This window comes from Achromobacter dolens (assembly GCF_902859745.1).
GTDB classification, from domain to species: Bacteria; Pseudomonadota; Gammaproteobacteria; order Burkholderiales; family Burkholderiaceae_B; genus Achromobacter; species Achromobacter dolens.
On sequence record NZ_CADIJW010000037.1, the window covers coordinates 34,961 to 59,296 of the forward strand.

The following is a 24,336-nucleotide window of genomic DNA, read 5'->3' on the forward strand; positions in this document are numbered from 1 at the left end:
CAAGGAATCAACGCACGGGAAAAACGGCGCACGGTCCGGGGAACGATCCATGCGCCATCACGCCAGGCCGAGATTGCCGGCGTAAACGCGCGCGGCGGCATCCAGCGCCAGCACATCGTCAAGACTATTGAGCGTAACAGATGATTGCCCCCCCTGCCACTCCAGGGTCGCCTCGATAACCCGCGGTATCCAGGTATACCCCAGACGGCCCGCCAGGAAGGCGTCCACCGCCACCTCATTGGCCGCGTTCAGGGCGATGCAGGCGCCCTGCCCGGCACGCAGCGCCTCGAACGCCAGCGCCAGGCACGGGAATCGCGCCAGGTCCGGCTTTTCGAAATCGAGCCGGCCCAGACGGGTCAGGTCCAGCGGCCCCACGCCGCTGTCCAGGCGCTCGGGAAAGCCCAGGCCGTAGGAGATCGGCGTGCGCATGTCGGGCTGGCCCAATTGCGCCAGGATCGAGCCGTCGTCGTATTCGACCATGGAGTGAATCACGCTCTGCGGATGCACCACGACCTCGATGCGGTCGGCCGGCATGGCAAACAGCCAGTGCGCCTCGATCACCTCCAGGCCTTTGTTCAGCATGGTGGCGGAATCGACCGAGATCTTGCGGCCCATGCTCCAGTTGGGATGGGCGCAGGCCTGCGCCGGCGTCACCTCGTGCAGGTCCTCCAGGTCGCGGCCCCGGAACGGGCCGCCGGAGGCGGTCAGCAGCAGTCGGCGCACGCCCGGCGCCGGCGCATCGGGCGCCCCGGCCCGGCCGCCATGGGGCAGGCACTGGAAAATCGCATTGTGTTCGCTGTCGATGGGGAGCAATTCGGCGCCGTTGTCGCGAATTGCCTGCATGAACAGCGAGCCGGCGGCAACCAGCGCTTCCTTGTTGGCCAGCAAGACCCGCTTGCCGGCACGCGCCGCGGCCAAGGCCGCGGGCAGGCCGGCAGCGCCGACGATGGCCGCCATGACGGCGTCGCACTGCGCATCCGCCGCCGTATCGGCCAGGGCCTGCGCGCCGATCCGGATTTCCGGCGCGGCCTGCCCGGCCGGCCAGGCCGCCACGAATTTGTCACGCGCCTTGGCATCGGGCACCACGACCACCGGGGCGCGGCTGGCCAACGCCTGCTCGGCCAGCCGTTCCATGCGGCTGTAGGCAGACAGGGCATACACCGCCAGGCGATCCGGATGGCGAGCGATCACGTCCAGCGTGCTCTCGCCAATCGAGCCGGTCGATCCCAGCACCACGACGCGTTGAAAAGCCGTCAAAACAACACTCCAGACAAGATTAGCGCCAACGGCGCGACCGGCAGGATCGCGTCGATACGGTCATAGACCCCGCCGTGCCCCGGCAGCAGTGCGCTGGAATCCTTGCGGCCCGCGCGGCGCTTGAGCAACGACTCGAACAGGTCGCCGATGATGGATAGCACGCCCAGCAACGCCGCGATCGGCAGCGCCAGCCAGAACGACCAGTGCGCCACCAGCGCATGGCCGAACGTGCCGTCCCACAGGCTCGACAGGCCGATCCAGATGACGGCGCCCAGCACGCCGGCGACCGCGCCGGCCACCGTCTTGCCCGGGCTGACCCGCGGCGCCAGTTTACGCTTGCCGAATGCGCGGCCGGCGAAATAGGCGGCGATATCGGCGACCCAGACCAGGGCCAGCAACGACACCACGAAGGCGGCGCCGCGCGCCATGAACATCTGGGCCAGCACCGCCCAGGCGGTGAACGCGGCGGGGACCGAAAACAGCGACCACCCCAGATTCGCCGGCGCCGCGTCGGATCGGCCGCGCACCACGGCGGCGGTGGCCCCGAACAGCCAGACCACGGCAACCAGCGGCGCGGCGTAGCGCAGGATCCAGGACGGATCCGCGATGCCGTCGCGCTGGCCCGACAACCAGGCCGACGCCAGGGCCAGCATGGCCGCGAACAACAGGACGGGAATGCCTGCGGCGATCACGGACGACGGCGGTTGCGGCAGCGTCAGGCGCAGCCACTCCCAATTGGCGCAGGCCGCCGCCAGCGCGAGCAACGCCACGAACCACCAGGGATTGGCGCTCATCATTGCGGCCGCCAGGACGGCGAGCAGGACGATGGCGGTAACGATACGCTGGCCCAACATGGTGACGATCTCCTCGGGTCGACCCACAGCCGCCGCGCGCGGGGCACGGCGAGCCGCGGCCGGACTATTTTTCGCCGGTTTCGGTGAGCTGGGCGCTGGTGCGGCCGAAGCGGCGCTCGCGCGTCCGGTACCAGTCAAATGCCTGGCGCAGTTCGTCGGCGCCGAAATCCGGCCAGTAGCGGTCCGTGAAATAGAACTCCGCGTACGCCATCTGCCAGATCAGGAAATTGGAAATGCGCTGCTCGCCGCCGGTGCGGATGAACAGGTCGGGCTCGGGCGCCCAGGACATGGAAAGATGCCGCGCCAGGCGCTCTTCGTCGACCCGCTCCGGATGCGCCGCCAGCTCGGGCTCGGCCGCCAGCATCGCGCGGGTGGCCTGCAGGATGTCCCAGCGACCGCCGTAGTTGGCGGCCACCGTCAGGTGCAGGCGGTCATTGTGGGCGGTGCGCGCCTGGGCGGCGAAGATCAGTTCCTGCAGGCGCGGCTCGAACGCGGACAGATCGCCGATGACGTGCAGGCGCACGCCCTGCTCTTCCAGCTTGCCGACTTCGCGCTCCAGCGCCTGCACGAACAGGCGCATCAGCAGCGACACCTCCTCGGCAGGCCGGCGCCAGTTCTCGGAACTGAAGGCGAACAGCGTCAGGTAGCGCACCCCCGCGCGGCCGCAGGCCTCGACCACGCGGCGCACCGCCTGCACCCCCTTGGCATGCCCGGCCGTGCGTGGCAACAGCCGCCGCGTCGCCCATCTGCCGTTGCCATCCATGATGATGGCCACGTGCTCCGGGATGTCGCGGGTATCGGGAACCGCCTGGGTAGAACTGGTTGCCATGGGTCTGGGGAGCGCCGTCGACCGGCGTAAAACAGGGAATACGGGGAAAAACCCGCGCCGTCGATCCACCGCTGCGTCAGTGTGCTGCGAAGCAATGGATAGGACGGCGCGAAGGCAAAAATCCTGGGGCCGGGGCGGCTTGCTGCCCGCTCCGGCTCTGCAAGGATTATACGGTCATGATTTCCGCTTCTTTTTGGGTAACCATCTTGTCGATGTCGGCCACGTTGCGGTCGGTCAGCTTCTGGACGTCGTCCTGGGCGCGACGCTCGTCGTCCTCGGAGATCTCCTTGTCCTTGACCAGCTTCTTCAAGGTGTCGTTGGCTTCGCGGCGCAGATTGCGCACGGCCACCTTGGCGTCCTCGCCTTCGCTGCGCACGACCTTGGTCAGGTCGCGGCGGCGCTCTTCGGTCAGGGCCGGCATCGGCACGCGGATGGTATCGCCCATGGACATGGGGTTCAGGCCCAGGTCCGATTCGCGGATGGCCTTCTCGATCGCGGCGGCCATGCTCTTTTCGTAGGGCTGGACGCTGATGGTGCGCGCGTCGATCAGGTTCACGTTGCCGACCTGGCTGATCGGCACGGGCGAACCGTAGTACTCGACCTGCACGTGGTCCAGGATGCCGGTGTGGGCGCGGCCCGTGCGGATCTTGGCCAGGTTGGTCTTGAGCGTGTCAAGCGACTTGGCCATCCTGGCTTCGGCGGATTTGCGGATTTCTGCGACGCTCATGGATTTTCCTTTTCTTTAAACGTGTACCAACGTGCCTTCGTCTTCGCCGCTGACGACGCGCTTGAGCGCGCCCGACTTATTGATCGAAAACACCTTGATCGGCAGCTTCTGGTCGCGGCACAGGGCGAACGCCGTGGCGTCCATGACTTCCAGGCGGCGGACGATGGCCTCGTCGAAGCTGATGCGCGCGTAGCGCGTGGCGGAAGGATCCTTGTTGGGATCCGCGCTGTAGATGCCGTCGACCTTGGTGGCCTTCAGCACGATCTCCGCGCCGATCTCGGCGCCACGCAGGGCGGCCGCGGTGTCGGTCGTGAAGAAGGGGTTGCCGGTGCCCGCGGCGAAGATGACGACCTTGCCTTCTTCGAGGTAACGCAGGGCCTTGGGGCGGATGTACGGTTCGACGACCTGGTCGATGTTCAGGGCCGACTGCACGCGGGTGTCGATACCCTTGTGCTTGAGCGCGTCCTGCAGGGCAAGCGCGTTCATGATGGTGGCCATCATGCCCATGTAGTCGGCGGTGGCGCGGTCCATGCCCTGCGCACCCGGGGCGACGCCACGGAAGATATTGCCACCGCCGATGACGATGGCCAGCTCGACGCCAGTGGCGGCGACTTCGGCGATCTCATCGGTCATGCGGACGATGGTGGCGCGATTGATGCCGAATGCATCGTCGCCCATCAGCGCCTCGCCGGAAAGTTTGAGAAGAACCCGTTTGTATGATCTGCTGCTCATAGGTGATATCCCGAAGAACATTCCGACGAAAGTGTAAGACAAGAAATAGGCCGGACTAGAAAATATCTAGCGCCGGCCTGTAAGGACTACCCCGAGATCAGGCGCGGCCGGCGGCGGCGGCGGCAACCTCAGCGGCGAAGTCGCTGGTCTTCTTCTCGATACCTTCGCCGACGACGAACAGCACGAACTTGGTGATCGAGGCGCCCTTGGCCTTGAGCATCTGTTCGACGGTGTTCTTGTCGTCCTTGACGAAAGGTTGCGACAGCAGCGTAACTTCCTTCAGGAACTTCTGCACCGAGCCTTCGACCATCTTGGCGACGATTTCAGCCGGCTTGCCCGATTCGGCGGCCTTCTGCTCGGCGACCGAGCGTTCGGCGGCGATGTCGGCCGGGTTCACGCCGTCGGCGTTCAGGGCCTTCGGCTTGGTCGCGGCGATGTGCATCGCCAGGTCCTTGCCCACTTCCTCGGCGCCGGCGTATTCCACCAGCACGCCGATCTTGCCGCCGTGCACGTAGCTGGCCAGCGCGTTCGGGGTCTGGATGCGCTCGAAGCGGCGGATCGAGATGTTCTCGCCGATCTTGCCGATCAGGGCGGTACGGGTCGATTCGATGGTGCCGTCGCCGTAGGGCAGCGCCGACAGGGCGGCCACGTCGGCGGGGTTCTGGGTGGCGACCAGCTCGGCCAGCTTGTTGACGAAGGCGACGAAGTCGTCGTTCTTGGCAACGAAGTCGGTTTCGCAGTTCACTTCGATGACGGCGCCTTGCTTGGCGTCGGCCGAGATGAACAGGCCGATCAGGCCTTCGGCCGTGACGCGGGCGGCAGCCTTGCTGGCCTTGTTGCCCAGCTTGACGCGCAGGATCTCTTCAGCGCGGGCCAGGTCGCCTTCGGCTTCCGTCAGGGCCTTCTTGCACTCCATCATGGGCGCATCGGTCTTTTCGCGCAGTTCCTTGACCAGGGCGGCGGTAATTTCAGCCATGTTAGCTCCAAATTTTGCTAAGACATGCCCCGGCGGGCCGGGGCATTGGTGTGATTCGATGAGACGTCCGCAAGCTGCGGATGAGGAAGGCGGGAGTCCGCCTTCGCACTGCCGGCGAGGCGGGGGCACGCCGCATTCCGCGACCGCCCCCTGACACTAACCGCCGGACATGACAGCAGGCTTAGGCCTGGTTGTCCTGCACTTCGACGAACTCTTCCTGGCCTTCGCCGATTTCCTCGACCAGACCGTTCAGGTTCTGTTCGCGGCCTTCCAGCACGGCGTCGGCGATGCCCTTGGCGTACAGCGCGATGGCCTTGGCCGAGTCGTCGTTGCCGGGGATCACGTAGTCGATGCCGTCGGGCGAGTGGTTGGTGTCAACCACGGCGACCACGGGGATGCCCAGGGTCTTGGCTTCGGCGATGGCGATCTTGTGGTAGCCGACGTCGATCACGAACATGGCATCGGGCAGGCCGTTCATGTCCTTGATGCCGCCGATCGACTTGTTCAGCTTTTCCAGTTCGCGCTGGAACAGCAGGCCTTCCTTCTTGATCATGCGCTCGGCGCCGCCTTCGGCGACCACGGCTTCCATGTCCTTCAGGCGCTTGACCGAGGTCTTGACCGTCTTGAAGTTGGTCAGCATGCCGCCGAGCCAGCGGGCATCGACGTAGGGCATGCCGCAACGGGCGGCTTCGGCGGCGACCAGCTCGCGGGCGGCGCGCTTGGTGCCGACGAACAGGATGTTGCCACCGCGAGCAGCAAGCTGCTTCACGAACTTGGTGGCTTCCTGGTACTTATCAACCGTCTTTTCCAGGTTGATGATGTGAATCTTGTTGCGATGGCCGAAGATGAAGGGGGCCATCTTGGGGTTCCAGTAGCGGGTCTGGTGACCGAAGTGGACACCCGCTTCCAGCATTTCGCGCATCAAAGACATAACTTTCTCCAAGGGTTGATTTCTTGCGCCGCACCTGCATCAGCCTGTGGCTGACACCCTGGGTGGTGTTGCGCGCGATTTCCCGCACCTGCGGGATGAACAGAATTTTAACCGGGCCGGCCGATCACTGCCGCACTACTCCGACGTGCCGGGCATGTGCCCTGCGCGCCTTGCTGCCACGCTGCCGCGATAAACCCAGACGGCCGCCACGACGAAGCGCCTGGCGCCGCTTGCACGCATCGCGCCGTCCGACCCGCCAGGAAATTCCTGGCAGTTTCTTCCAGCGCACCCGGACCTGTTTTGTTGGCAGCGAAATCCAGTTCATTCGCGCCATGGCTTTTCAACCATTGCGCGCATCAGTCGCCGGGGGCGGTTCTTCAGGAAAACCTCCAGGAACTGGAAACCTTCCAAGAACTTAAGCCGGCAGCCACCTTGAACCTGCATCGCTGCTCGAAAACGTGACCGGGCTTGCGAGCACGCAGCGCCCCGACCTGTGTCGATGCAAGCCCCCCGCCCGCCCCGGCCCGCCGCCTGCTCTCGTCCGCTGTGCCGCCGTGCTTCCCGGAACCTGGCGACTGGCCCGAACCCCCACCACAACCTTCGCTTGCGATGAAACTCCGAAGCCCGCCACCGATCTCACAAGAAGCGGTGTGGCCCAACGTACCAAATCAGACAACCAACCGGGTGGCCTGGAAGATTCCATCCCCACCCGCCGGGATCGGCGCTTGCCGCTACCCAGATTGCTCCCCAAAATTTTAGGGAAGCCTATAATTCTACTATTCTTTCAAGCAGACATTCAAGCGAGATTCGTCAGTCATTCCATGGGCACCATTACCAATCCGGCCGACCTGGCCAAGATGCGCGCGGCCTGCCAGGACGCCGCCAAAGTCCTCGATTTCATCACCCCCTACGTCAAGCCTGGCGTCACCACCGGGGAACTGGACCGCCTCTGCCTGGAATACCTGACCGACGAACTCAAGGTGAAGTCCGCCACGGTGGGCTATGCCCCGCCCGGCTACCCGCCCTTCCCTGGCGCCATCTGCACCTCGGTCAATCACCAGGTGTGCCACGGCATCCCGGGCGACAAGGCCTTGAAAAACGGGGACTCCCTCAACATCGACGTCACCATCATCAAGGACGGCTGGTTCGGCGACACCAGCCGCATGTACGCCGTGGGCGAGCAGTCGATCCTGTCGCGCCGCCTGACCGATATCACCTTCGAGTGCATGTGGAAAGGCATCCAGCAGGTCAAAAACGGGGCCACATTAGGCGACATCGGCAACGCCATCCAGAAGCATGCCGAGTCCAACGGCTTTTCGGTGGTGCGCGAGTTCTGCGGCCACGGCATCGGCCAGCGCTTTCACGAAGACCCGCAAGTGCTGCACTACGGCAAGCCGGGCACCGGAGTGAAATTGGTGACGGGTATGCTGTTCACTATCGAGCCCATGATCAACGCCGGCCGCCGCGAGATCCGCCAGTTGTCCGACGGCTGGACGGTCGTGACGCGCGACCACAGCCTGTCGGCGCAATGGGAGCATGCTGTGTGCGTCACCGACACCGGCTACGAGGTCCTGACCCTGTCGCCCGGCATGCCCAAGCCGCCTGCCTTCATCACCGAACCGATCGTCATCCCCGCCGTCTGACCCCGGCCCGTCCGCCACCATGACCGCCGACATTCTCAGCACCCTGCGCGAACGCATCCAGGAATCCCGGCGCGCCGCGGTGGCCCAGTTCCGCGAGCACGAACGCCCCGACACGCTGCTGGGCGAACTGCGCCGCATCGTGGACGCGGCGCTGCGCGATCTGGTCAAGCACTATCCCCTGCCCGCCGGCGCCACGCTGGCCGCGGTGGGCGGCTACGGCCGCGGCGAACTGTATCCGCACTCGGACGTCGACCTGCTGATCCTGCTGCCGCACGCCCCCACCGCCGACGACGAATCCGCCATCGAGCAACTGGTCGCCTCGCTCTGGGACCTGGGCCTGGAGCCCGGCCACAGCGTGCGCACCATCGAGGACTGCGAGCGCGAGGCCGACGCCGACATCACGGTGGAAACCGCGCTGCTGGAATCGCGCTGGCTGGCCGGCAGCCGCGCGCTGATGAAAAAGTTCGAGGCCGCCACCCAGTCGCGACTGGACGCGCGCGCGTTCTTTCGCGCCAAGCGCGTCGAGATGCAGCAGCGCCACGCGCGCTACCAGGACACGCCCTATGCGCTCGAACCCAATTGCAAGGAATCGCCCGGCGGCCTGCGCGACCTGCAGGTGATCCTGTGGATGGCGCGCGCGGCCGGCTTCGGCGAGAACTGGCGCGCGGTGGCGCAGGCCGGTCTGCTGACCCCGTCCGAGGCGCGCGACCTGCGCAAGGCGGAACAGGCTTTCAAGCGCCTGCGCATCGAATTGCACCTGCTGGCCAAGCGGCGCGAGGACCGCGTGCTGTTCGACCTGCAGCCGGCCCTGGCCGAGGTCTACGGCATCCACGCCACGGCCACCCGGCGCGGCAGCGAACTGCTGATGCAGCGCTACTACTGGGCCGCGCGCCTGGTGACGCAGCTCAACGGCATCCTGGTGCAGAACATCGAGGAACGCCTGTTCCCGCGCCCCGACAGCGATGCGCGCGACATCGACGACGATTTCCGCAACCTGCGCGACCGCCTCGACATCATTCGCGACGACGGCTTCGAGCGCAACCCGACGCTGTTGCTGCGCGCCTTCCTGGTGATGCAGCAGCATCCCGAGCTGACCGGCATGTCGGCGCGCACACTGCGCGCCATCTGGCACTCGCGCCATCGCATCGACGCGCAGTTCCGCCGCAACCCGGTCAACCGCAAGCTGTTCCTGCAGATCCTGCAGCAGCCGCGCGGCGTCGTGCACGAGCTGCGCCGCATGACCATGCTGAACATCCTGCCGCGTTACCTGCCGGTATTCCGCCGCATCGTCGGCCAGATGCAGCACGACCTGTTCCACGCCTACACGGTGGACCAGCACACGCTGGCGGTGGTGCGCAACCTGCGCCGCTTCACCATGCCCGAGCACGCCCAGGAATATCCGCTGGCCAGCCAACTGATCGCCGGCCTGGACCGCCATTGGCTGCTGTACGTCGCGGCGCTGTTCCATGACATCGCCAAGGGCCGCGGCGGCGACCACTCCGAGCTGGGCGCGCGCGAGGTGCGCAAGTTCGCCCACGACCATGGCATGGAGCCGGAAGACGCCAAGCTGGTTGAATTCCTGGTGCGCCAGCACCTGCTGATGTCGGCCGTGGCGCAAAAGCGCGACCTGTCCGATCCCGCCGTGATCCAGGACTTCGCCGCCACGGTCAAGGACGAACGCCACCTGACCGCGCTATACCTGCTGACAGTGGCCGATATCCGCGGCACCAGTCCCAAGGTCTGGAACGCCTGGAAGGGCAAGCTGCTCGAGGACCTGTACAAGCTGACCCTGGCCGCGCTGGGCGGCGCCCATGCCGACGCCCACACCGTCCTGACCGAACGCCGCGAGGAGGCCGCGCGCCTGACCCGCCTGGCGGGCCTGCGCGACGACGCGCGCGAAGCGTTCTGGAGCCAGCTCGACGTGGCCTACTTCCTGCGCCACGACGCCTCCGATATCGCCTGGCATACGCGCCACCTGTACCACCAGGTGGCGCCGGCCCACGCGGTGGTGCGCGCCCGCCCCACCGAACAGGGCGAAGGCCTGCAGATCATGGTCTACACGCGCGACGTGCCCGACCTGTTCGTGGCCATCTGCGGCTACTTCGACGCCAAGTCGCTGTCGGTGCAGGACGCCCGCATCCACACCACCCGCCACGGCTGGGCGCTGGACAGCTTCATCGTGCTGCTGCCCGAAGGCGCCAGCGACCTGCGCGCGCAGGCCACGCTGGTCGAGCACGAGCTGGCCGAGCGCCTGAAGGACGCCAAGACGGCCGCCCAGGCCCCCGCAGCCCGCGGCGGCTACTACGGCCGCGGCCGCCAGTCGCGCATGTCGCGGGTGTTCCCGATCATGCCGCAGGCCGAGCTGCAGCCGGACGAGCGCAGCACCTCGTGGCGCCTGTCGGTCACCGCGACCGACCGCCCCGGCCTGCTGCACGCCCTGGCGCGGGTCTTCGCCCAGCATGAAGTGAACCTGCTGATGGCCAAGATCATGACGCTGGGCGACCGCGTGGAAGACGTCTTCATCGTCGATGGCGCGACGCTGACGCGGCCGCGCAGCCAGATGCAGTTCGAGCGCGACATCCTCGATGCGCTGGCCGGCGACGAGGTCCGGCAACAGGCCGCCTGAAGCCGGACCGGCGCCCCATCGCCAGACAGCCGCCGACCGCATACAATCCGGTTTTCGGCTTGGCGATACCGTGCGATGGAGCTAAACGAATACCTGCGGGTGCTGGGAACCAGCTTCTTTTTCGCGCTGGCGACGCTGCTGCCGTTTCTGAACCCGCCGGCGATCGCGCCCATCTTCCTGTCCCTGACCGAAGGCGCCTCGTCCGCCACCCGCACGGTGCTGGCCAAGCGCGTCGCCGTCAACGTCGGCCTGATGCTCATCGTCGCCATGGTCGCCGGCAACGTGCTGTTGAGCTTTTTCGGCATTTCGCTGTCGATCGTGCGGGTGGGCGGCGGCATGCTGGTCATCGCCAGCGCCTGGCGCCTGGTCAATTCCCCCGATGCCGACACCGAGCGCGTGGCCCGCATGGCCGAATCCTTCACCCCGGAAATGGCCAAGGCGCGCGCTTTCTACCCGCTGACCTTTCCCATCAGTTGCGGTCCCGGCTCGATCGCCGCGGCCATCACGGTAGGCGTGTCGCTGCGCGACCAGAACCACGTGCTGAGCCTGCTGCGCCTGGGGGGTTCGATTCCCGGCATCGTGGTCGTTTCGCTGACCTTGTACGTCTGCCTGCGCTTTGCGGCGCAGATGCTGCACCGGCTGGGCGATAATGGCACCGCCGTTTTCATGCGCATGTCAGCCTTCATCATGCTGTGCCTGGGCGTGCAGATCTTCTGGGAAGGCTCGCGCGAGCTGCTGCTGGGGGTATTGCAGCAGGTCATGCAACCAATTCCGATTCCCAAGGCCTAACGCCTGGCGGCCGGACCGGCCATCCCCCGGGGCCCCGCCCCCGCGAACCCCTTACCTTGCAACAACCATGACTTCTCGTTCAGAACGCCTGCTCCGCCTGATCGCCCTTTTCAGCTTCGGCGCCGTCGGCATCGCCCTGATTTCCCAGTACGTCTTCGACATGCCGCCTTGCGCCTGGTGCGTGATGCAGCGCCTGATCTACCTGGTGATCGGCGTCATCGCCCTGATCGGCGGTTTCGGCGGCGGCCGCGCGCTGACGCGCATCTGCGCGTCCCTGGCCGCCCTGCTGTCGATCAGCGGCATCGCCGCGGCCTGGTACCAGTACACCGTGGCCGCCAAGATGCTGTCGTGCGACCAGACTTTCGCCGACCGCTTCATGACCGGCATCGGCCTGGACGGCAGCGTGCCGTGGCTGTTCGGCATCTACGCCACCTGCATGGACGCGGTCGTGCCGGTGCTGGGCATCGAGTATGCGCTGTGGAGCCTGGCGCTTTTCGTGATCCTGCTGGTCATGGCGCTGGCCGCGGCGTTCGGCCGTGGCCGCGCCTGAGCCGCACGCCTCGCCATTGGAAGCGCCCCACGCCGAACGCCTGCGCGCCCTGGTCCGCGATCACGCACCGCTGATGCGGTGGCTGCGCGCCGCGCGTGATTGCGGCCTGGCCGAATGGTGCCTGGGGGCGGGCGTGGTCCGCACGCTGGTCTGGAACCATCTGCACGACCTGCCGCCGGACAGTCATGCGCCCGCGGATGTGGACTTCGTCTATTTCGACGCCGCGGATCTGACGGCGGAGCGAGAGGCCGCTATCGCGCACCGCCTGCGCGGCGCCGCGCCGGACGCGCCCTGGGAGGTGGTGAACCAGGCGCGGGTCCACCTGTGGCGCCGCGACGGCTGCATTGCGCCGCCCCCGCTGGCGTCGCTCGCGGCCGGCATCGCCACCTGGCCGGAGACCGCCACCTGTATCGGCGTATCGCTGGACGCCGGCGATCACCTGCGCATACTGGCGCCGCACGGCCTGGAGGACCTGTTCGACCTGGTGCTGCGGCCCAGCCCCGGACTGCGCGACCCCGCCCTCTACACCCAACGGCTGCGGGCCAAGCGCTACACCGAAAAATGGCCGCGCCTGCGTGTGCGGCACCTGCCTCTTTCCTGACGCGATGAAATACCTGACCGGCTATCCGGAAACGCTGCTGGCGCAGGCTCGCGCGCTGCTCGACCAGGGCAAGCTCGGGCCGGCGTTGCGGGCCCGCTATCCCGCCGGCGCGCATGGCGTGCGCACCGACAAGGCGCTGTACGACTACGTGGTGGACCTGAAGAACACCTACATCCGCAACGGCGCGCCGCTCAGCAAGATCGCCTTCGACAGCAAGATCCACGTGATCCAGCACGCCCTGGGCCAGCATACGTTCATCTCGCGGGTCCAGGGCGGCAAGCTCAAGGCCAAGCACGAGATCCGCGTGGCCACGCTGTTCAAGACGGTGCCGGAGGAATTCCTGAAGATGATCACGGTGCACGAACTGGCGCACCTGAAGGAGAAGGACCACAACAAGGCCTTCTACAACCTGTGCCACTTGATGGAGCCGCAGTATCACCAGTATGAATTCGACCTGCGGCTGTACCTGACCCACCTGGAGGCCAGCGGCGAGAGCCTGTGGTGAAGCCAGCAAGAATGAGGGAGCAATGCCGTGCCCTACCCTCCCGCGCCCAGCGCCTTGTACAAGGCAATGCCTGCTTGCAACTGCGCCAGTTGACTGAGGGCAAGCGACTCGCGCGCCTGGTTCAGGCTGCGCTGGGCCAGCAGCACCGGCAGGTAGGCGCTTAACCCACGCGCATAGAGCCGGGTCGCCTGTTGCAGGGCCTGTTGGCTATCGGCTGCGGCCTTCTGCAACGCGGCTTGCCGCTGGCGCTCGCTGGTCCATGCCGTCAAGGCGTCCTCCACGTCACGCAAGGCCGCACGCACGTCCCGCTCGTAGACGCGCCGCACGGCGTCGGCGTTGGCCTGCGCCGCCGTCACGCCTGCCTTCGCGCGGCCGGCGTCGAAGAGGGACTGGCTGCCTTGCATCGCCGCCGACCACGCCAGGCTGGCGCCCGAGAACAGGTCGTGGATAACGCTGGCGGTGGTGCCGAACCCCAGGGGAATGCGGAACGAGGGAAAGCGCGCGGCCTCGGCCACGCCGATCTGCGCGGTGGCGGCGGCAAGGCGTCGTTCGTCCGCACGCAGGTCGGGGCGTTGGCGAATGAGGTACGAAGGCAGTGACAGCGGCAAGTCTTTCGGCATGGGCAAAACGGGCGCGGGCGTTGCGAGGTCGGCATGCCAATCGCCGGGAAATCCGCCCGTCAGCACACCGATGGCATGGCTGAAACGGGCGATGTCCGCATCCAGCAGAGGTGGTAGCGCCTCGGCCGCTTCGCGCTCGGCGCGGGCCTGGGTGACGTCGGCCAGCGTGCCCAGGCCGCTGCGGTGCGCCCATTCGGCCAAGCGCTCGGCTTCGGCCAACGTGCGGATATTGTCCTGCGCGATGGCCAAACGCAGTTGCGCGGCGCGCAGCCCGGCGTAATCGGATGCCAGTTCGGCCACCAGGCTCACTTGCAGCGCGCGATGGTCCTCCGCCAGCGCCTGGATGCCGGCATCGGCGGCCTCGACCGCCCGGCGCGTGCCGCCGAATAGGTCCAGCTCCCAACTGGCATCGAATCCCAGGCGCCAGGTTCGTGCCTGCCCGCCGGGCTGCGCGCCGAGCGCCTTGCTGCCACGCACGGCCTCGCCGGCGGCGCCGACCGAGATTTCAGGCATGGCGGCCGAGGCGATCTGCACGCGTTCGGCGCGGGCCTGACGCAGGCGCGCCAAGGCAATATCCAGGTCCTGGTTATGTGTCAGGGCCTGATCGACCAGGCGGTCGAGCAAGGGATCCTGGAAGGCGCGCCACCAGGAACGCAGGCCATCATGGTCGCCATCGGACATGGCGGCGTCGGCCTCGATCCAGTGCGTGGGCACGTCCAGCACCGGCGGGTGGTAGTCCGGACCCACGGCGGTGCAGCCGGTCAGGGCCGCCAACAGCGAGGCCAGCATTGCCTGTCGAAGGCGCGGCGGCGTGCGAGGGACGGGTGCATGCATGGCTTTGTCCTCACATCCAGCGGTGCAGCAGCGAAATCAGCCGGCCCTGCGGGACCGGCGTGCCTGCGGAAGGCGTGACCTCAATGCTGCCGGTCATGCCGGCGGCCAGCACGACCTCGCGCGGGACATGCTCGAACTCGACGCGCACGGGAATGCGCTGCGCCAGCCGGACCCAACTGAAGCTGGGCTCCACACTCGGCAGACCCTGTGCGTCGGCCTGCTGGTTGCTATCGGCGATGCCACGCCCGATGCTGGCTACCCGCCCTGGCAATACCTGGTCGAAGCCCATCAGGCGGATGCGCGCTGCCGCGCCGGGCTGGATGCCGCGCAGCTTGGTTTCCTCGAAATAGCCGGTGATCCAGAAGCTGTGGGCGTCGATCAGGGCGAGGTTCGGCTGGCCCGCCACGGCGTAGTCGCCCTTGTTCAAGCGCAGGCGCGTGACGTAGCCATCGGTCGGCGCACGCAGTTCGGTACGCGCCAGATCCAGCTTCGCCCTGTCCACGGCGACCCGCGCACCGCGCAGTTCGGCCTGGGCAATGGCAACGGCCTGATTCGCCCGCTGGATGTCCTCGGCAGGCACCAGGCTTTCCATGCCCCGGCGCCGCCGCGCCTCCTCGGCTTTCTGGCGCAGGGATGCCTCGGCCGCTGCCAGCCGCGCCTCGGCCTGGGCCAATTCCAGCGTGAAGCTGGCATTGTCGATGCGATAGAGCACCTCACCCCGATTGACGTATTGGTCGTCCGCGACCGAGACTTCGGCGACGGTGCCTGACACTTCGGGAGCGATGCGCACGATCTGCGCGCTGACGCGGCCATCACGGGTCCATGGGGCGACGACATAGGCACGCCACAGCGCGCTGACCAGAAACCCCGCGGCAACGACCACTGCGAGAGTGAGTCCTGCCCGCAGCAGGCCCCGGGCGGGAAATGAACGTTCAGACATAAAGCACCAACAGGGAAACAAGGCAAAGGGAAAGGGCGAACTCGAACAGGCCTGGATGCCACACCCAGCGCAGCATCCCGCTGCGCGCCAGCACGAACCGAAGGCCCAGATAGATCGGCAGAGCCAGGCAGGCGTAGGCAAAGAAGGGCGGCAGGTAGATGCCGGCCAACGAGAATTCACTGAGCATGGGTTTGGCCTCCAGAGGGGGACTGAGCGTCGTTTGCATGGCGCTCCAGCAGCGCGGCGATGTCGAGCAGCACGGCTGTCACGCGCCGCGCGTCATCCATCGAGGCGCCGGACCGCGCCGGCAAACGCGCCAAGGAGGCCGCCGCGCGGCGGGCATGGCGCGCGGCCCGCAGCGGATCACCGGCCCGCTGGCGCATATGGCGCAGCGCGCGTGCCGCCAAGCGCGCCCACTCGGCGTCCTGGGGCACCTGGCCAAGCCAGCGTCGCAGGCGCAGGACTTCCCGGCCCAGATGCAGGCTGGTCAGCGCCCGGGCAATAGCACGATCCATCGCCTGCGGCTGCGTTTTGAGCAAGGCGCCGAGTTGCGCGATGCGATGCTGCTGGCGCCATTGCCAGGCCGACGCGTCTGCCCGGTCGCCGCCCAAGGCGCCCAGCGCCGCGTCGCGGATGCGCTGGCGCAGGCGCGTGACGTCGCGAGCCCCGTTGCGCGGCAGCACGATCCTGAAGCCCAGCAGCGTGAAACACGTCGCCAGGATCCAGGCGACGGCACCATTGAGGAACAGCGCAAAGTCGTAGCGCATCGGGTTGTCAGCCGCCGCCAGCGTCGTGAACGCCACCAGGTAGGCCACGCCCGCCAAGGCATGGCGCGGCATCGTGGTGGCATACACACCGGGCAGCCAGAACAGGCTCAGGATCACCAGCAGCAGCGGCAGGCCCGAGACGTGAGGCAGCACGATGAAGGTGCACAGGAAGGCCATCGCCACGGCGGCCACCGTGCCCTTGATGAATTCGACCGCGCCCAACGCGGGATTGGGCGCGGTGGACAGCAGCGCGCAGGCCGCCGCCAACCCCGCCAGCATCATGTTGCCTTCCGTCCAGCCGGTGGCGATCCAGAAGGCGCCGCCCATCAGCACGGTCAACAAAGCGCGCACGCCGTTCTGAAGGGCTGCCACCGTGTCGCGGTGGAATGGCACGGACACGCGCGCCGGCGTCGGCCTGGGTTGGTGGAAACGCTCGTTGCCTTCGAGGGCTTGCTGGTAATCGTCGAGTTGCTCGAGCAAGCGATCGCCCGCGATCATTAGTGCGGCCTGCTCGGAGGCGTCGTCGAACGAGGTGGCGGTGAGCGCGGCCACCAGCCGGGCGCGCAGGTCGGTCAACAGCCGGGTGGCACGCGCTCTTCCGGCCGAGCCAGGCTCCTGCGCCAGCGACTGGCCCACCTCCCGCCATGCCCTTTCCCAGTCCGGCTGCAACGCTCTCAGTACAGCGAGACTGGCGCTTTGCCCGCTCAGGGGCGGCGCACCGCCCACAAGAGCGGAAAACAACGACACCATTACCTGCCGCACCGTGCCGGCACGATGGGCCAGGTCGGCGGATTCGGCCTTGCCCAGCGCCAGCAGATCGTCCACGCCATAGACCTCGGTGATGAGAGAGCGCCGTCCGGCATCGAGGGGCTTGGCCTCTGCGGCGTCGCTGCCTTGAATGGCCTGGTGATGCGTCGCAAGCACTCCCGCCGTGGCGACCGCAAGACGGTCGAGCGCCGCGGCCAGGCGGCTGTGCACGCTGCGGCTGCTGAAGAGAGCCGAGACCAGCGCCAGGCAGACCACGCCGATCATCACGGATGCCCCGCGTCCCATTACTTGGTCGAAGGTGCGCTCCGGGTGCTGCATGGCGCCGTAGGCCGCCAGGCCCACGGTATAGCCCGCCAGCGCGGCGCCATAGGCCCGGAAATGACGCAGCAGGGTCATGCCCACCACGCACACCCCCAGCCACAGGCCGAAACCGAGCAGGAACAGCCAGGGCATCTGGCCGAAGGCGCTCATCAGCACGAAGGCCGCCAGCATGCCGATCAGCGTGCCCAGTACGCGCCACACCCCCTTGCCCATCACGCCTCCCTGGACGGGGTTGATGACCAGCAGCACGCTGGAAGCCGCCGCGTAGGGCGCGTGCAGTTCCAGCAGATAGGCCACCACCAAGGCCAGGCAGGCGGCCAGGAGCGAACGCATCACATAGGTCGCCCGCGGGGTGGTCAGATCGAGATAAGGCAGGCCATGCGCCAAGCCCTCCCGAAGCCGAGAGCGGCGTAAAGAGGCGCCTGAATCCGCGTCAGGCACGTTAGCCGAATGCACGATGCAACCCTTCCACAGTGATCAATACGCGTCACTGTAGGCAAGGCTGAGCATTGCTAAAAGTGAATTTATTGCACTCGGATGATTGCTCAAAACGCACGCATAGCGCGGCGCTTGGTCAGGGCTTGACGCGCTTGGCGGCCTGCGCGTGGTCCTCGTTGCAAAGCGTATGGATGGTCTGCCGCAGCCATTGATGGGCCGGATCGCCTTCAAGGCGCGGGTGCCAGGCCTGGGTCAGCAGCACCGTTTCCAGCGGTGTCGGCAGGTCGAACACGCGAATACGCAAGCCCGCCGACAGCGCGGTACTGGCCAGATGCCGGGGCAACGGCAACAGCAGATCCGAATCTTGCAATGCGAACAGCGCCGTGTACGGATTGGGCAGCACCAGGGCGACGTGTCGGCGCAGCCCCTGCGCCTCCAGTGCGGCATCGACCGGCCCGGCGGCCTTGCCACGCCGCGACACGTTGATGTGCTCCCAGCGAGTGAGGCGCTCGGGCGTGATTTCTTCGTCGAAGATGGGATGATTGACGCGCGCGACGCCCACGAACGTCGTGGTGAACAGGGCTTGAACCCGAATTTCCGGTCCGAGCTTGCGCGAGGCGCTGATGAACAGGTCGATGCGGCCGCTGCGCAGCGCCTCCTCGTCCACATCGTCCTCCTCTGGCGAAAAGCGCAGCATCGCCCGCGGCATGTCCCGTGCCATTGCATCCAGGAGATGACCCAGATGGATGCTCACGAACTCATCGGTGGCGCGGACGCTGAAACGCCGATCCAGCGATTTCAGGTCGATCTCGGCATCGGCAGCGAACACCTGCGAGGCCTGTTCGACCGCCAGCCGCACCTGCTCACGCATTGCCAGAGCCTTGGGCGTGGGTATGAGCTTGCGGCCGACCTGGACGAACACCGGGTCGCCCAACGCCTCACGGATACGGCCCAAGGTGCGGCTCATCGCCGGCGCGCTCAGATGCATGCGGCGCGCGGCACCGATGACGCTGCCCTCGTCGAGCAGCGCATCCAGCGCCAGCAGGAGATTGAGATCAGGACGCGACATGGCTGGCCCTATGATTTACCTTCATGCAATCATAGGCTCTTCCGAATAGCGAATGAAGCATTCAACGGCAAGCCTGTATTCCGTTCATCATCAACTGATGAACAACAGGCATTACAGACTGATCGCCACGATTCCGATCAGCACGATGCCCGCACCCACGACGCGGCGCGCGAGATGGCCCTCACGAAAGATCAGATACGCGAAGAGGGAACCGACGATGATGGACGACTCGCGCAAGGGGGCGACGAGCGCAATGGGAGCCGCCTGCATGGCGTTCAGCACCAGGATGTAGGCCAGTGGGGAGAAGACAGCCACAATGAGAATAGGCGCGGCATTGGCACGAAGTGCCGCGGGCATGTGCCGCCGATGCCGCAGCGCGCCCGGTGTCAGAGCCAGGCTTTGCAGCAGAAGCGTTCCCGCGTAGTAGCTCACTGGCGCGACATGCAGTGACGTGACCGCGTAGCTGTCCCAGAGGGTGTAGCTGGCGATGGTGGCACCCGTGGCGGCCCCCCAGAGCATCCCCTGGAGTGGACGGGGACTGCCGCTGCGGAATGGGTTGCCAGTGACGACAAGCACGCCTGAAACGACCAGGAGCGCGCCGAACACCGCGACGACGTTCAGCCGCTCGCCCAGAACGAGAATCGCGAACAGCATCGTCAGCACCGGCCCCGTGCCACGCGCGATCGGATAAACCACCCCAAGATCGGCGCGATCGTAGCCGGCCTGCAAGGTCAGCGAGTACGCGATGTGCAATGCCGCCGAAACAGCCGCGGCCATCGCGAGCTGCCCATCCATCGTCCGCAGCCCGTGCGCCATGAGACCGACCGCGATAGGGATCCACAACAGTGTCGACGCGAAGCTGTACGCCCAGACGAACAGCAAGGTGTTCCCCTGTTTGTACTTCGACGCCAGGTTCCACACCGCATGCGCTACCGCTGCGGCAAGAACCATGGCAATGGTGTCGGGCTGCATCAGGGCATCAGGAAATGTCAGGCAGATCAATGCCTGCCCGCTCGGCCAGGCGGCTGCGATCTGGATCGCGCAGCGCGAGGGTGGCGACCAGCGCGTCAAGCACGACGAGTTGGGCCAACCGGCTTGCCGCAGCGGCCATCTGTGCCGGTAGCGGCGCGCCGCCGACGACAAGCGCGACGTCCGCGAGGGCTGCCAAAGGCGTGTCGTACTGGTTGGTGATGGCAATCAGCGAGGCGCCGGCCGATGACGCCGCATCGGCAACGGCAAGCGTGGATGACGTGCGGCCAGTCGAACTGACGGCGATGACGACGTCCTCGGCGCCCAGGAGCCGCGCCGCAATCATGGCCGACAAGTGATCGGTGATGCCTACCGTCATCACGCCGACCGCGCGCAGACGGAAAACAGCATCGGCGGCCACCGTCGAGGAAGGGCCGGCACCGAACGCAAAGACCTGCCGCGCGCGCTGGATCAAACCCACGGCCTTATCCAGCGCAGGGAGTTCGATGGCCCCGCCCAGCGCAGTGAGTGCGTCGGCGCCGGCACGGATGGAGGTTTCCAGCACGGAGCCCGACGTCGCATCCGCGCCGAGCACTTCGGGCGGAGCGAAGAACCGGGCTGTGCCGCGGGCACGGGCTATCTCGATCTTCAGCTCGGCAAAGCCGCTGAACCCAAGCGCACGCGCCGCACGGATCACCGTTGGCGGCGAAACGCCGGCCTGGGCGGCAACCTGAGCGGTCGTGCTGACGCCAACAAACAAAGGATCGGTGAGCAGCAGATCGACAACCTTCGCCTCGCTCGCGGCGAGGTCGCCGCTTCGCGCTTGAATGCTGCCGATCCATTGCTGCAATCGGCGCTCGCCTTCTGTAATAGAATTACCATTATCTTTATTCATAGGTAATATATTACATGCACCGCATGAGGGGCACAACGGCCCATGCACAGATGGCGTTAAAGGAATCCGCGTTCATGAACACTGAAATCAACACTGCTGTCGCCATCGTGGGACCCGGTGCGATCGGCACCACGGTCGCGGCGATGCTGCATGAGATCGACTGCACGCCCTTGCTGTGTGGACGGACTCCCCGCGATCACCTGACGCTGCTGGAAGACGGCCGCACCATCAGCGTCCCCGGCCCGGTTCGCACGAGCCCGAAGCAGATCACTCGCCCGGCTGATCTTGTGTTTCTGGCAGTCAAGGCCACGCAGATCGAGGCGGCCGCAGACTGGCTTGCCGCGCTGGTCGGGCCGCAAACCGTGGTGTGCGTCTTGCAGAACGGTATCGAACAGGTGGAGAGGGTTCGCTCACACGTGCCAAGCGGGCACATCGTTCCCGCTGTCGTGTGGTTTCCGGCCCAGGCGCAATCCGATGGCTCGGTCCGCCTGCGCGGCGAGGCACGCCTGACTCTGCCAGACACGGCTGCCGCGCGTGTCGTGGCGCGGGCACTGCAAGGCACGCGGTGCGCCGTGGACTTGGCGGAAAACTTCAGCGCGCTCGCCTGGCGCAAGCTGTTGCAGAACGCGGTGGCGGGCCTCATGGCGCTCACGCATCGTCGCTCGGGCATGTTCAGCCGCGCCGACATTGCCGGGCTGGCGTTGACCTATTTACGCGAATGCCTGGCCGTGGCACGCGCAGAGGGCATTGAACTCGGCGAGGAAGTATCGCAAGAGATCCTAGGCAAATTCCAGTTGGCCCCTGCCGACATGGGCACCTCCATCCTCACTGACCGGGAAGCAGGCCGGCCACTGGAATGGGATATCCGCAACGGCATCATCGCGCGTCGCGGCCGGGTTCATGGCGTTCCGACGCCGATCAGCGACATCCTGGTGCCGCTGCTCGCGGCCGCGAGCGACGGCCCAGGCTGACGTTACCGCCCATGCTCTCGCTATCGCTCGGTTTCCTCCTCGCTCTTGGCGCAGGCGTCTTCTTTGCCCAGCATGGCGATCGCCTCTCTGTTCGGCAGTATCGAACGAGTGATCCCCTGGCGGCATGAAATTTGTTGGCGACCGGTGCCTGCCTGCCCGCTGACCGGCGTTTTCTCAGCCGCGTCAGGCGCGCGATGACAGCGTCATCGTGAAACAAAAAAAAGCCGCTCCCCGGGGAGCGGCTTTGGCATGGAGCGCGTCGAACTCAGGCGTCGTTGGCGGCATAGCCCATGTTGAACTGCAGGCCGCTGGCGCCTTCGCCGTCGCCCGACTCCGCGCGCGACTGGCCCAGGCGAGCCAGGTATTCCGCGGTGATGTCGCCGGTGATGTACTCGCCATCGAAGCACGACGCCTCGAAGCGCGAGAGCTTCGGGTTGAGGTCGCGCACCGCCTGCTGCATGTCGTGCAGGTCCTGGTAGACCAGGCTGTCGGCGCCGATCGCGCGGGCGATTTCCTCGTCGCTGCGACCGGTGGCGATCAGTTCGCTCTGCGTCGGCATGTCGATGCCGTAGACGTTGGGGAAGCGCACCGGAGGCGCGGCCGAGGCGAAGTACACCTTGTTGGCGCCGGCGGCGCGCGCCATGTCGACGATCTCGCGGCTGGTGGTGCCGCGCACGATGGAGTCGTCCACCAGCAGCACGTTCTTGCCCTTGAACTCCATGCCGATGGCATTGAGCTTCTGGCGCACCGATTTACGGCGCACGGCCTGGCCGGGCATGATGAAGGTGCGGCCGACGTAGCGGTTCTTGATCAGGCCTTCGCGGTAGTCCAGGTTCAGGCGCGCGGCCAGTTGCATGGCGGCCGGACGCGAGGAATCGGGGATCGGCATGACCACGTCGATGTCGCCCAGGCGCATGTTGCGCGCAACCTTGTCCGCCAGGTACTCGCCCATGCGCAGGCGCGCGTCGTACACCGACACGCCGTCGATCAGCGAATCGGGACGGGCGAAGTAGACGTATTCGAAGATGCAGGGCACCAGTTGCGGATTGTCGGCGCACTGGCGGCTGACGAAGCGGCCGTCCAGGTCGACGAACACCGCTTCGCCCGGCTCGACGTCGCGCACGAAGGCGAAACCGCTGCCTTCCAGCGCCACGGATTCCGAGGCCACCATCCACTCGACGCCTTCGTCGGTTTCCTGGCGGCCGATGCACAGCGGACGGATGCCGTTGGGATCGCGGAACGCCAGCAGGCCGTAACCGGAAATCTGCGCCACCACGGCGTAGGCGCCACGCACGCGCTTGTGCACGGCGGCGACGGCGCGGAACATGGCGTCGTCATCGAGCGAGACGCCGCTGGCGGCCGATTGCAGCTCGTGGGCCAGCACGTTCAGCAGCACTTCCGAGTCGGAATTGGTGTTGATGTGGCGGCGGTCGACGCGGTAGAGCGATTCACGCAGCTCGCGCCAGTTGGTCAGGTTGCCGTTGTGGGCGAACATGATGCCGAACGGGGCGTTGACGTAGAACGGCTGGGCCTCTTCCTCGCTGGCGCTGGAGCCGGCGGTGGGATAACGCACCTGGCCCACGCCCGAGGTGCCCGGCAGGGCACGCATGTTGCGCGTGCGGAATACGTCGCGCACCAGGCCGTGCGCCTTGTACATATTGAACTGGTTGCCTTGTGACGTCGCGATGCCCGCGGCATCCTGCCCGCGATGCTGCAACAGCAGCAAGCTGTCATAGAGCAGCTGGTTGACCGGCCCGCGCCCGATGACCCCTACGATTCCACACATGGTGAGATTTCCTGGTTGATGTGAAGCTAATCAATACGGCAGCCATGTCGCCAGGGACGGCGGCAGCCACGTCTTGATATGTTTGATGGCCTCGATGGCCGAATGCGAAAACATGGCGTCCTGCCACCACGGCTCCTGCGGCAACGGCGTATAGCCGGCGGCGGCGACCAGCGCCAGCACGATGAGCAGCCCCCGGGCCAGTCCGAACATGCCGCCCAGGCCGTGATCGGCCGGGCTCAGCCCGGTGCTGCGGATCAAGGCGGCAAGCGTCATGTTGACCAACCCCACGCCGAGCAGCACGATAATGAAGACCACCGCGTACGAGACACCCATGCGCAGCAGCGTTGTTTCGATATAGGGCTCCAGCCAGGTATAGACCGTGGGCCCCCACCAGATCGCGGCCACGAAGGCCAGCAGATACGCGACCAGCGACAGCACTTCCTTGAGCAGGCCGCGCACCAGGCCCAGCACACCCGATACCACCAGGATGGCCAGCACGACGAAGTCGAAGCCGGTCACTACTGGGCGGCGATGAAACCGTTGTCATAGCCCAGGGTGCGCAACCGCGCCTGGGCCGCCTGGGCCGCCTCGCGCGAGGGGAACGGCCCCACCCGCAGACGGTACTGCTGCTTGCCCCCGATGGAAGCCTGCTCGACGAACGCGTTGGTGACGCCCGCCTGATGCAGCTTGCTGCGCCGCGACTGGGCGTCCTCGGACGTCGTGTAGGCGGCGATCTGCAGCACGAAATTGCCCTTGGCGGCCTGCGGCTTGGGCGCCGGCGTCGCGGCGGGCGCGGAACGGCCTTCGAGCAACGCCAGGGCGCGGGCGCCGTCGTCCGAGCGGGTCTCGGGCTTGGGCGTGGCCGGCTTCGGCTCGGGCTTGGGTTCGGGCTTGGGCGGCGGGGTGCGCGGCGGCGTGGCGGTCGCGGGCGGCGTGGC

General features: G+C 66.7%; 24 protein-coding genes. 7 read left to right on the forward strand and 17 right to left on the reverse strand.

Annotation, left to right across the window (positions count from 1 at the left end; genetic code table 11):
- Window positions 1-57: 57 nt before the first annotated feature.
- From HV783_RS21485 to rpsB, 7 genes are all read right to left on the reverse strand, one after another.
- Window positions 58-1,257, reverse strand: coding sequence for a 1-deoxy-D-xylulose-5-phosphate reductoisomerase (locus HV783_RS21485; RefSeq protein WP_175142468.1), 1,200 nt, complete (start codon window positions 1,255-1,257; stop codon window positions 58-60).
- Window positions 1,254-2,111, reverse strand: coding sequence for a phosphatidate cytidylyltransferase (locus HV783_RS21490; protein WP_054502813.1), 858 nt, complete (start codon window positions 2,109-2,111; stop codon window positions 1,254-1,256). Before HV783_RS21490 ends, HV783_RS21485 begins: the two co-directional genes overlap by 4 nt.
- Window positions 2,112-2,175: 64 nt before the next feature.
- Window positions 2,176-2,940 carry a polyprenyl diphosphate synthase gene (uppS, locus tag HV783_RS21495; protein ID WP_054502814.1) on the reverse strand — a complete coding sequence of 255 codons (765 nt, stop codon included), beginning with the start codon at window positions 2,938-2,940 and terminating at the stop codon, window positions 2,176-2,178.
- 166 nt (window positions 2,941-3,106) lie between these two features.
- On the reverse strand, window positions 3,107-3,667 hold the full coding sequence (gene frr, locus HV783_RS21500; RefSeq protein ID WP_175189836.1) for a ribosome recycling factor: 561 nt from the start codon (window positions 3,665-3,667) through the stop codon (window positions 3,107-3,109).
- 15 nt (window positions 3,668-3,682) lie between these two features.
- Window positions 3,683-4,399, reverse strand: coding sequence for a UMP kinase (gene pyrH / locus HV783_RS21505; protein WP_006394495.1), 717 nt, complete (start codon window positions 4,397-4,399; stop codon window positions 3,683-3,685).
- 97 nt (window positions 4,400-4,496) lie between these two features.
- Complete coding sequence (gene tsf, locus HV783_RS21510; RefSeq protein WP_049074268.1) at window positions 4,497-5,375, reverse strand: translation elongation factor Ts; 879 nt, start codon at window positions 5,373-5,375, stop codon at window positions 4,497-4,499.
- 181 nt (window positions 5,376-5,556) lie between these two features.
- Window positions 5,557-6,306, reverse strand: coding sequence for a 30S ribosomal protein S2 (gene rpsB / locus HV783_RS21515; RefSeq protein WP_054502815.1), 750 nt, complete (start codon window positions 6,304-6,306; stop codon window positions 5,557-5,559).
- 821 nt (window positions 6,307-7,127) lie between these two features.
- Between rpsB and map the strand changes: the two genes are divergently transcribed.
- The 6 genes from map (at window position 7,128) to HV783_RS21545 (ending at window position 13,020) form a co-directional block, all read left to right on the forward strand.
- Window positions 7,128-7,949 (forward strand): type I methionyl aminopeptidase, encoded by an 822-nt coding sequence (gene map / locus HV783_RS21520; RefSeq protein ID WP_054502816.1) that lies wholly within the window; start codon window positions 7,128-7,130, stop codon window positions 7,947-7,949.
- 19 nt (window positions 7,950-7,968) lie between these two features.
- Window positions 7,969-10,575, forward strand: a complete 2,607-nt coding sequence (locus tag HV783_RS21525) for a [protein-PII] uridylyltransferase (protein WP_054502817.1) — start codon at window positions 7,969-7,971, stop codon at window positions 10,573-10,575.
- Window positions 10,576-10,650: 75 nt separating this feature from the next.
- Window positions 10,651-11,364, forward strand: a complete 714-nt coding sequence (locus HV783_RS21530; protein WP_054431130.1) for a MarC family protein — start codon at window positions 10,651-10,653, stop codon at window positions 11,362-11,364.
- Window positions 11,365-11,431: 67 nt separating this feature from the next.
- Window positions 11,432-11,914, forward strand: coding sequence for a disulfide bond formation protein B (locus tag HV783_RS21535; RefSeq protein WP_054502818.1), 483 nt, complete (start codon window positions 11,432-11,434; stop codon window positions 11,912-11,914).
- Entirely contained in the window at window positions 11,901-12,515 is a 615-nt protein-coding gene (locus HV783_RS21540; protein WP_254603987.1) for a nucleotidyltransferase family protein, read from the forward strand. The genes HV783_RS21535 and HV783_RS21540 overlap by 14 nt, the downstream gene beginning before the upstream one ends.
- Before the next feature lie 4 nt (window positions 12,516-12,519).
- Window positions 12,520-13,020, forward strand: coding sequence for a M48 metallopeptidase family protein (locus tag HV783_RS21545; RefSeq protein WP_175189837.1), 501 nt, complete (start codon window positions 12,520-12,522; stop codon window positions 13,018-13,020).
- A gap of 32 nt (window positions 13,021-13,052) precedes the next feature.
- Here the strand turns inward: HV783_RS21545 and HV783_RS21550 are convergent, their stop codons facing one another.
- From HV783_RS21550 to HV783_RS21580, 7 genes are all read right to left on the reverse strand, one after another.
- Window positions 13,053-14,474 (reverse strand): efflux transporter outer membrane subunit, encoded by a 1,422-nt coding sequence (locus HV783_RS21550; protein ID WP_175189838.1) that lies wholly within the window; start codon window positions 14,472-14,474, stop codon window positions 13,053-13,055.
- Between the two features lie 10 nt (window positions 14,475-14,484).
- A complete protein-coding gene (locus HV783_RS21555; protein ID WP_175189839.1) occupies window positions 14,485-15,414 on the reverse strand; it encodes an efflux RND transporter periplasmic adaptor subunit in 930 nt (309 codons plus the stop codon).
- Entirely contained in the window at window positions 15,407-15,601 is a 195-nt protein-coding gene (locus tag HV783_RS21560; RefSeq protein ID WP_054502823.1) for a DUF1656 domain-containing protein, read from the reverse strand. The genes HV783_RS21555 and HV783_RS21560 overlap by 8 nt, the downstream gene beginning before the upstream one ends.
- A complete protein-coding gene (locus HV783_RS21565) occupies window positions 15,591-17,603 on the reverse strand; it encodes an FUSC family protein (protein WP_175189845.1) in 2,013 nt (670 codons plus the stop codon). Before HV783_RS21565 ends, HV783_RS21560 begins: the two co-directional genes overlap by 11 nt.
- Window positions 17,604-17,844: 241 nt before the next feature.
- Window positions 17,845-18,777 carry a LysR family transcriptional regulator gene (locus HV783_RS21570; protein WP_054502824.1) on the reverse strand — a complete coding sequence of 311 codons (933 nt, stop codon included), beginning with the start codon at window positions 18,775-18,777 and terminating at the stop codon, window positions 17,845-17,847.
- 111 nt (window positions 18,778-18,888) lie between these two features.
- Entirely contained in the window at window positions 18,889-19,749 is an 861-nt protein-coding gene (locus tag HV783_RS21575; protein WP_175189840.1) for an EamA family transporter, read from the reverse strand.
- A 7-nt stretch (window positions 19,750-19,756) separates the two neighbouring features.
- Window positions 19,757-20,641: a MurR/RpiR family transcriptional regulator gene (locus HV783_RS21580; RefSeq protein WP_064522888.1), complete on the reverse strand. Its 885-nt coding sequence runs from the start codon at window positions 20,639-20,641 to the stop codon at window positions 19,757-19,759.
- A gap of 74 nt (window positions 20,642-20,715) precedes the next feature.
- Between HV783_RS21580 and HV783_RS21585 the strand changes: the two genes are divergently transcribed.
- Window positions 20,716-21,612 carry an oxidoreductase gene (locus HV783_RS21585; protein WP_175189841.1) on the forward strand — a complete coding sequence of 299 codons (897 nt, stop codon included), beginning with the start codon at window positions 20,716-20,718 and terminating at the stop codon, window positions 21,610-21,612.
- A 265-nt stretch (window positions 21,613-21,877) separates the two neighbouring features.
- Here the strand turns inward: HV783_RS21585 and purF are convergent, their stop codons facing one another.
- From purF to HV783_RS21600, 3 genes are all read right to left on the reverse strand, one after another.
- Window positions 21,878-23,398, reverse strand: coding sequence for an amidophosphoribosyltransferase (gene purF, locus HV783_RS21590; protein WP_006385207.1), 1,521 nt, complete (start codon window positions 23,396-23,398; stop codon window positions 21,878-21,880).
- 30 nt (window positions 23,399-23,428) lie between these two features.
- Entirely contained in the window at window positions 23,429-23,917 is a 489-nt protein-coding gene (locus tag HV783_RS21595) for a CvpA family protein (RefSeq protein WP_006385208.1), read from the reverse strand.
- On the reverse strand, window positions 23,917-24,336 hold a 420-nt coding region (locus HV783_RS21600; RefSeq protein WP_175189842.1), incomplete at its 5' end, for an SPOR domain-containing protein. The genes HV783_RS21595 and HV783_RS21600, both read right to left, overlap by 1 nt.

What these genes read in the sequence shown, in the direction of transcription:
- purF (WP_006385207.1), bottom strand. Translation starts at nt 23,398, where the DNA reads ATGTGTGGAATCGTAGGGGTCATCGGGCGCGGGCCGGTCAACCAGCTG.
- HV783_RS21570 (WP_054502824.1), bottom strand. Translation starts at nt 18,777, where the DNA reads ATGTCGCGTCCTGATCTCAATCTCCTGCTGGCGCTGGATGCGCTGCTC.
- HV783_RS21580 (WP_064522888.1), bottom strand. Translation starts at nt 20,641, where the DNA reads ATGAATAAAGATAATGGTAATTCTATTACAGAAGGCGAGCGCCGATTG.
- HV783_RS21560 (WP_054502823.1), bottom strand. Translation starts at nt 15,601, where the DNA reads ATGCTCAGTGAATTCTCGTTGGCCGGCATCTACCTGCCGCCCTTCTTT.
- HV783_RS21575 (WP_175189840.1), bottom strand. Translation starts at nt 19,749, where the DNA reads ATGCAGCCCGACACCATTGCCATGGTTCTTGCCGCAGCGGTAGCGCAT.
- HV783_RS21490 (WP_054502813.1), bottom strand. Translation starts at nt 2,111, where the DNA reads ATGTTGGGCCAGCGTATCGTTACCGCCATCGTCCTGCTCGCCGTCCTG.
- HV783_RS21525 (WP_054502817.1), top strand. Translation starts at nt 7,969, where the DNA reads ATGACCGCCGACATTCTCAGCACCCTGCGCGAACGCATCCAGGAATCC.
- HV783_RS21545 (WP_175189837.1), top strand. Translation starts at nt 12,520, where the DNA reads ATGAAATACCTGACCGGCTATCCGGAAACGCTGCTGGCGCAGGCTCGC.
- pyrH (WP_006394495.1), bottom strand. Translation starts at nt 4,399, where the DNA reads ATGAGCAGCAGATCATACAAACGGGTTCTTCTCAAACTTTCCGGCGAG.
- uppS (WP_054502814.1), bottom strand. Translation starts at nt 2,940, where the DNA reads ATGGCAACCAGTTCTACCCAGGCGGTTCCCGATACCCGCGACATCCCG.
- rpsB (WP_054502815.1), bottom strand. Translation starts at nt 6,306, where the DNA reads ATGTCTTTGATGCGCGAAATGCTGGAAGCGGGTGTCCACTTCGGTCAC.
- HV783_RS21565 (WP_175189845.1), bottom strand. Translation starts at nt 17,603, where the DNA reads ATGCGTTCGCTCCTGGCCGCCTGCCTGGCCTTGGTGGTGGCCTATCTG.
- HV783_RS21550 (WP_175189838.1), bottom strand. Translation starts at nt 14,474, where the DNA reads ATGCATGCACCCGTCCCTCGCACGCCGCCGCGCCTTCGACAGGCAATG.
- map (WP_054502816.1), top strand. Translation starts at nt 7,128, where the DNA reads ATGGGCACCATTACCAATCCGGCCGACCTGGCCAAGATGCGCGCGGCC.
- HV783_RS21555 (WP_175189839.1), bottom strand. Translation starts at nt 15,414, where the DNA reads ATGTCTGAACGTTCATTTCCCGCCCGGGGCCTGCTGCGGGCAGGACTC.
- tsf (WP_049074268.1), bottom strand. Translation starts at nt 5,375, where the DNA reads ATGGCTGAAATTACCGCCGCCCTGGTCAAGGAACTGCGCGAAAAGACC.
- HV783_RS21530 (WP_054431130.1), top strand. Translation starts at nt 10,651, where the DNA reads ATGGAGCTAAACGAATACCTGCGGGTGCTGGGAACCAGCTTCTTTTTC.
- frr (WP_175189836.1), bottom strand. Translation starts at nt 3,667, where the DNA reads ATGAGCGTCGCAGAAATCCGCAAATCCGCCGAAGCCAGGATGGCCAAG.
- HV783_RS21535 (WP_054502818.1), top strand. Translation starts at nt 11,432, where the DNA reads ATGACTTCTCGTTCAGAACGCCTGCTCCGCCTGATCGCCCTTTTCAGC.
- HV783_RS21585 (WP_175189841.1), top strand. Translation starts at nt 20,716, where the DNA reads ATGAACACTGAAATCAACACTGCTGTCGCCATCGTGGGACCCGGTGCG.